This window comes from Ideonella azotifigens (assembly GCF_006519715.1).
Taxonomy (GTDB): domain Bacteria; phylum Pseudomonadota; class Gammaproteobacteria; order Burkholderiales; family Burkholderiaceae_C; genus Ideonella; species Ideonella azotifigens.
Genome location: NZ_VIDT01000270.1, coordinates 1 through 6,947, shown reverse-complemented (window position 1 = coordinate 6,947; position 6,947 = coordinate 1). Strand labels below are relative to the sequence as shown.

Annotated in this window: 5 protein-coding genes and 1 pseudogene; 3 read left to right on the top strand and 3 right to left on the bottom strand. The window is 68.8% G+C overall.

The features are described 5' to 3' along the window. The 3 genes and pseudogenes from FKP22_RS16470 to hutC form a co-directional block, all read right to left on the bottom strand. Nucleotides 1-473: pseudogene (locus FKP22_RS16470) on the bottom strand (imidazolonepropionase); the annotation flags it as partial. A 4-nt stretch (nucleotides 474-477) separates the two neighbouring features. Next, a complete protein-coding gene (locus FKP22_RS16465; RefSeq protein ID WP_141288544.1) occupies nucleotides 478-1,128 on the bottom strand; it encodes a HutD/Ves family protein in 651 nt (216 codons plus the stop codon). Then, the gene (hutC, locus tag FKP22_RS16460; protein ID WP_141288543.1) at nucleotides 1,125-1,844 is read right to left on the bottom strand and encodes a histidine utilization transcriptional repressor HutC; all 720 of its coding nucleotides are present in this window, start codon (nucleotides 1,842-1,844) and stop codon (nucleotides 1,125-1,127) included. The genes FKP22_RS16465 and hutC overlap by 4 nt, the downstream gene beginning before the upstream one ends. Before the next feature lie 95 nt (nucleotides 1,845-1,939). On the opposite strand from hutC, the gene hutU reads away from it, so the two are divergent. From hutU to FKP22_RS16445, 3 genes are all read left to right on the top strand, one after another. Beyond that, the gene (hutU, locus tag FKP22_RS16455) at nucleotides 1,940-3,646 is read left to right on the top strand and encodes a urocanate hydratase (protein WP_141288542.1); all 1,707 of its coding nucleotides are present in this window, start codon (nucleotides 1,940-1,942) and stop codon (nucleotides 3,644-3,646) included. A 6-nt stretch (nucleotides 3,647-3,652) separates the two neighbouring features. After that, nucleotides 3,653-5,203, top strand: a complete 1,551-nt coding sequence (gene hutH / locus FKP22_RS16450; protein ID WP_141288541.1) for a histidine ammonia-lyase — start codon at nucleotides 3,653-3,655, stop codon at nucleotides 5,201-5,203. A 73-nt stretch (nucleotides 5,204-5,276) separates the two neighbouring features. Continuing rightward, nucleotides 5,277-6,869 (top strand): alkaline phosphatase D family protein, encoded by a 1,593-nt coding sequence (locus FKP22_RS16445; protein ID WP_141288540.1) that lies wholly within the window; start codon nucleotides 5,277-5,279, stop codon nucleotides 6,867-6,869. Nucleotides 6,870-6,947 lie beyond the last annotated feature (78 nt).

Genomic DNA, 6,947 nt, shown 5'->3' with positions numbered 1-6,947 from the left:
TGGTGTTCGCTCAGGCCGTAGCCACTCTTGATTTCCAGCGTGGTCACGCCTTCGCTCATCAGCGCCTGGGCGCGCTTGAGCGCGCTGCGCAGCAGCTCTTCGTCGGTCGCAGCACGGGTGGCGGCCACGGTGGAGCGGATGCCACCGCCGGCGCGGGAAATCTCCTCGTAGGTGGCGCCCTGCAGCCGCAGCTCGAATTCGCGCGCCCGGTGGCCGCCGTAGACCAGGTGGGTGTGGGCGTCGATCAGCCCGGGCGTGAGCACGCCGCCGGGCAATTCGATCTCGTCGTCCGCACGCAGCCTGGCCGGCAGCTCGGTTGCTGCGCCAACCCAGGCAATGCGCGCGCCTTCGGTCAGCAGCGCACCGTCTTCGATCCAGCCCCAGGGCTTGCCGGGGGCCATCGTGGCCAGGCTGGCACCCCGCCACAGGGTGCGGGGGGCGTCGGCTCGGGAAGGCAGGAAATCGGCGGGCATTCGGTCAATTCTCCAGGGCGATCCACCAGGCGCGTGGCGGGCGTGCGGCAGGCTTGAGTTGCCAGCCTTCGGTCAGCGCTGCGGGATCCTGGCCAATGGTCGATTCATCGGCCCATCCGGCAGCTTGCCATGCCAGGCTCATGGCCGGCAGGGCGAGGGTGTCAGCAGGTGTGAGCAGGGTGCAGGCCTCGGCGCAGAACAGCCCACGCCAGCGCAGTGTGCGCTGACCCGCTTCGGCTTGCCACGGGGCATCTGCCGGCCACAGGCGTCCACTGGCGGGCGCCTTCAGCATCAGGTTCAGGTCGCGCGTGGCGCCGCCCAGCAGCGTGCAGCCGGGCGGCTCACCGCCGTCGAAAGCATGCGGGTTGTCGCCGGGGCGCAGGTCGATTTGCTGGCCGCCGTGGTCCAGCCGCACGCCGTCGCCACTCAGCACCACGAACCAGCGTGCAATGCCGGGGAAGGCGGAAAACGGGCCATCGCGCTCGATGTCGGCCACGCTCAGGCGGAGTTGCCAGTCGGTGGCATCGGGCCACGCGGCGAGCTCGCGCGTCACCCCCCCACCATTGCGCCAGGGCTGTGCCGGCACGTCGTCGAAGTGCACCACCTGCAAGCGGGGAGGCGCGCAGGGAAACGCCGGGCCGTGTGCTGTCGTCATGGCGCGAACTGGCCGGTAAGCTGGTAGAGACGACCTGGGTGCACCAGGCGCGCCAGCGTGATGGCCGCGTCGCGCGTGAAGGTGCGGCGCACCATGATCAGGCAGGCGTCGGTGGCGGCCAGGTTCAGCAGGCGGGCTTCCTGCGCGGTGGCATGGCCGGCCTCGATCGAATACTGGGCCCGCCACAGCGCGGTGACCTCGAACAGGTATTGCGTGGGCGTGGTGTGCTGGAAGTCCTGAGCGAGGTAGTGGGGCGCGCAGGCCGGGTTCACATAGCGGTCCTCGCACTGCAGCGGCACGCCGTTTTCCAGGTGCACGATCAGGCTGTGGAACACCGTGTCGCCCTCGTGCAGGCCCAGCTGCGCGGCCAGTGCAGCGCCTGCCGGCTCGGGCTCCTGCAGGTGCACGATGGCCTCGTGCCGGTGGCCTCGCTCGGCAATCTCGTCCTGCAGGTTGCGAAGCGTCAGCGTGGCCGAGACCTTGTGCAGTTGCGCGGCAAACGTGCCCACGCCCTGCACGCGCTCGATCAGGCCCTCGTTTTGCAACTCCTTCAGCGCCCGGTTCACCGTCATGCGGCTCACGCCAAAGCGGGCCACCAGCTCGGCCTCGGAAGGCATCAGCACGCCCGGTGCCCAGTCGCCAGCGGCCAGGCGGTCCTTCAGGTACTGCTTGACCTGGGCATATGGCGCCAGGCCGGTTCGGGACAAAGTGGACATGGCTGCATGCTACTTGCGCCGTCTTGTCTAGACAAGTAGGATGCACCCATTCGTTCATCCTTGTTTGACGTCATCCGTCCATTGCTGGAGCTGCCATGCCCGACCTGAGCTCGCCTTCCGCTGCCACCATCGCCGGGCCCCGCCCCGTCAAGGCCCCCACCGGCACCACGCTGCACTGCCAGAACTGGCTGATCGAAGCGGCCTACCGCATGGTGCAGAACAACCTGGACCCGGAAGTGGCCGAGAACCCGGACGCGCTGGTGGTCTACGGCGGCATTGGCAAGGCGGCGCGCGACTGGGCCTCGCTGGAGCAGATCCTCGCGACGCTGCGCACGCTGAAGCCGGATGAATCGCTGCTGATCCAGAGCGGCAAGCCGGTCGGCGTGTTCCGCACCCATGAAGACGCGCCGCGCGTGCTGATCGCCAACTCCAACCTGGTGCCCAAGTGGGCCACCTGGGAACACTTCCACGAGCTGGACCGCAAGGGCCTGATGATGTATGGCCAGATGACGGCCGGCAGCTGGATCTACATCGGCAGCCAGGGCATCGTTCAGGGCACTTATGAGACCTTTGTCGAGGCCGCGCGCCAGCATTTCGAAGGCAAAGCGCAAGGCAGGTGGATCTTGACGGCGGGCCTGGGCGGCATGGGTGGCGCACAGCCGCTGGCCGCAAGCTTCGCCGGCTTCTCGTCGCTGACCATCGAATGCCAGCAAAGCCGAATCGACTTCCGGCTGCGCTCGCGTTACCTCGATGAGCAGGCCACGGACATCGACGACGCGCTGGCCCGCATGCAGAAGTACGCCGCCGAGGGCGAGGCCATCTCGGTCGGCCTGCTGGGCAATGCGGCGGACGTGCTGCCCGAGTTGGTCAGGCGCGCCAAGGCCGGTGGCGTGAAGCCGGACCTGGTGACCGACCAGACCTCGGCGCACGACCTGGTCAACGGCTACCTGCCGGTGGGCTGGAGCGTTGAGCAGTGGCGCGCTGCGCAGGCCGATGCGGTCCAGCACACCAGGCTGCGCGACACCGCGGCCCAGGGCTGCGCGGTGCACGTGCAGGCCATGCTGGACTTCCAGGCCATGGGCATCCCGACCGTGGACTACGGCAACAACATCCGCCAGGTCGCCTTCGACCAGGGCGTGAAAAATGCCTTCGACTTCCCCGGCTTCGTGCCGGCCTACATCCGCCCGCTGTTCTGCCGCGGCAAGGGCCCGTTCCGCTGGGTGGCGCTCTCGGGTGACCCGGAAGACATCCGCAAGACCGACGCGAAGATGAAGGAACTGTTCCCCGAGGACCAGGGCCTGCACCGCTGGCTGGACATGGCTGGCGAGCGCATTGCCTTCCAGGGCCTGCCGGCGCGCATCTGCTGGATAGGCCTGGGCGACCGCGATCGCGCCGGCCTGGCCTTCAACGAGATGGTGCGCAATGGCGAGTTGAAGGCGCCCATCGTGATCGGCCGCGACCACCTGGACAGCGGCTCGGTCGCCTCGCCCAACCGCGAAACCGAAAGCATGCTGGACGGCTCCGATGCCGTGTCCGACTGGCCGCTGCTGAACGCGCTGCTGAGCACCGCAGGCGGCGCGACCTGGGTCAGCCTGCACCACGGCGGTGGCGTCGGCATGGGCTACTCGCAGCATGCCGGCGTGGTCATCGTTTGCGACGGCACCGAAGCGGCCGACAAGCGCATTGCCCGCGTGCTGTGGAACGACCCGGCCACCGGCGTGATGCGCCACGCCGACGCTGGCTACGAGATCGCCCGCCAATGCGCCCGCGAGCACCACCTGAACCTGCCGATGCTGGGCTGAACTGACATGACGAGCGAACTGACCCTGACCCCCGGCGCACTGACGCTGGAACAACTGCAAGCCCTGCATGCCGGTGGCGTGACGCTGAAGCTGGACGACGCTGCGCGCCCGGCCATTCGCGCCAGCGCTGCGGTGGTGCAAGCCGCTGCCGCGGGTGACGCGCCGGTCTACGGCGTGAACACCGGCTTTGGCAAGCTGGCCAACAAGCGCATCAGCAACGAAGACCTGGCGTTGCTGCAACTGAACCTGATCCGCTCGCATTCGGTGGGCGTGGGCGAGCCGTTGCAGCCTTCGGTGCTGCGACTGATGCTGGCGACCAAGGCGGCCAGCCTGGCGCGTGCGCACTCGGGCGTGCGCGAGGTGGTGATCGACACGCTGCTGGCCGTGCTCAACGCCGGCCTCGTGCCCTACGTGCCCAGCCAAGGCTCGGTGGGTGCTTCTGGCGACCTGGCCCCGCTGTCGCACATGACGCTGGCGCTGCTGGGCGAAGGCGAGTTCCTGGTGGACGGCAAGCGTGTGCATGCCGCGGGTGTGCTGACCGATGCGGGCATCGAACCGCTGGTGCTGCAAGCCAAGGAAGGCCTGGCGCTGATCAACGGCACGCAGACCTCGACCGCGCTGGCGCTGCACGGCTTGTTCGCCTTCGAGCCGGTGCTGGAAGCGGCGCTGGTCATCGGCGCATTGACGGTGGACGCCGCGCGCGGCTCCGACGGCCCGTTCGACCCGCGCATCCATGCGCTGCGCGGCCAGCCCGGCCAGATCGACGTGGCGCAGTACTACCGGGCCTTGCTGGCCGGCAGCGCGATCCGCGCGTCGCACGAAGAAGGCGACGACCGGGTGCAGGACCCGTACTGCCTGCGCTGCCAGCCGCAAGTCGTTGGCGCCTGCCTGGACCAGCTGCGCCATGCCTCGCTGGTGCTGGTGCGCGAAGCCAATGCGGTCACCGACAACCCGCTGGTGTTCCCGGAAGACGGCGCCATGATTTCCGGGGGCAACTTCCACGCGGAACCGGTGGCCCTCGCGGCCGACGCGATGGCCGTGGCCATCGCCGAAGTGGGCGCCATCGCCGAGCGCCGCATCGCGATGCTGATCGACGCCAGCGTCTCGCGCCTGCCGGCCTTCCTCAGCGCCGACGCCGGCCTGAACAGCGGCTTCATGATCGCCCATGTCACCGCCGCGGCGCTGGCCAGCGAAAACAAGTCGCTGGCCCACCCGGCCAGCGTCGACAGCCTGCCCACCAGCGCGAACCAGGAGGACCACGTTTCGATGGCCACCTTCGCCGCGCGCCGCCTGCAGCCTATGGTGGCCAACGTCTCGCACATCCTGGGCATCGAGTTGCTGGCCTCGGCCCAGGCGATCGAATTCCTGCGTCCGCTGCAAAGCTCGGTGGTGCTGGAATGGGTGCACGCGCTGCTGCGCCAGCACAGCGCTGCGATGCCCACCGACCGCTACCTCGCCCCCGAGATCGAACGTGCAACCACGCTGGTCCGCAGCGGCGAAGTGGGCAGCGTGCTGCGCACCTTGCCGGGCCTGCCGGCGTTGTGGGTGCCGGCGTAAGCGCCCGCCGCTGTCATCAAGCTGCCGCAACTCGCGGCAAGCATGGCGGGTTGTCCTTCCAGGAATGCCCGCCATGTCCAGCCTCATCCTGCCTCGTCGCCGCCTGCTGATCGCTTCTGCCGCACTGAGCGGTGGCGGCCTGAGCGGCATCCTCGCGCACGCCCAGGCGCCGGCCGCGATCACGCGGGACGCGGCGCGGCCGAACTTTCCCTCCGGCGTTCAGAGCGGTGATGTGCTGGCGGACCGCGGCATCGTCTGGGCGCGTGCCGACCGGGCGGCGCGTTTGTGGGTCGAATGGGACACCACGCCGACCTTTGCCAACGCGCGCCTGCTGCGTGGCCCGTACGCGCTGGAAGCGACCGACTTCACTGCCCGCATTGACCTGACGGGGCTGCCGGCCGGGCAGGGGATCTTCTACCGCGTGCAATGGGAAGACCTGGCTGGCGGCACGCGCTCCGAGCCCATGGTGGGCCGCTTCCGCACCGCGCCCGCCTCTCGCAGGGACATCCGTTTCCTGTGGTCCGGCGACGCCGTGGGCCAGGGCTTTGGCATCAACGGCGACCTGGGCGGCATGACGATTTACGAGGCCATGCGCAAGCGCGAGCCGGACTTCTTCATCCACAGCGGCGACACCATCTACGCCGACGGCCCGCTGCAGGCCGAGCTGAAAGCGTCTGACGGCAGCACCTGGCGCAATACCGTGCTGACCGAAGAGAAGAGCAAGGTCGCCGAGACGCTGAAGGAGTATCGCGGCGCGCACCGCTACAACCAGCTCGATGACAACCAGCGCCGCTTCGCCGCCGAGGTCATGCAGCTCTGGCAGTGGGACGACCACGAGGTGACCAACAACTGGTCGGACTCGAAGGACGTTTCGGGTGACCCGCGCTACACCGAGAAGAACGTCGCGCTGCTGACCGCGCGCGGCGCGCGCGCCTTCCTCGAAAACGCGCCGATGCGCTGGTTCGCCCAGGAGGAAGAGCAGCGCGTGTACCGCCGCATTCCCTACGGCCCGCTGCTGGACGTGTTCGTGATCGACATGCGCAGCTACCGCGGCGCCAACAGCTTCAACCTTCAGCCCACGCTGGACGCGTCCTCCGCCTTCCTCGGCCCGCAGCAAATGGCCTGGCTGCGTGACGGCTTGAAGGCCAGCCGCGCGACCTGGAAGGTGATCGCGGCCGACATGCCCATCGGCCTGCTGGTGCCGGACGGCAAGGACGCCCAGGGCCGCGACAAGTTCGAGGCCGTGGCCAATGGCGACGGCCCGGCGCTGGGCCGCGAGCTGGAGATCGCGCAGCTGCTGTCCTTCATCAAGCACCAGCGCATTCGCAACACCGTGTGGCTGACGGCCGATGTGCACTACACGGCCGCCCATCACTACGACCCGAACCGCGCGCAGTTCCGGGACTTCGACCCGTTCTGGGAATTCGTCAGCGGCCCGCTGAATGCAGGTACCTTTGGGCCGAACCCGCTGGACAACACCTTCGGTCCCGAGCTGCGCTACGTCAAGGCCCCGGCGCCCGGCCAGAGCAACCTGCCGCCCAGCGCCGGCCTGCAGTTTTTCGGCGAGGTGCAGATCGACGGCAGGAGCGCGGCGATGACGGTGCACCTGCGCGACATGCGTGGCGAGTCGCTGTGGCAGACGACGCTGGCGCCGCAGCGCATCTGAGGCTCAGTTCGGCAAGCTGGCGCTCAGGCGGCCGACCTCGATGCCGTTCCAGTTGCGCAGCGTGACGCTGCGCAGCGG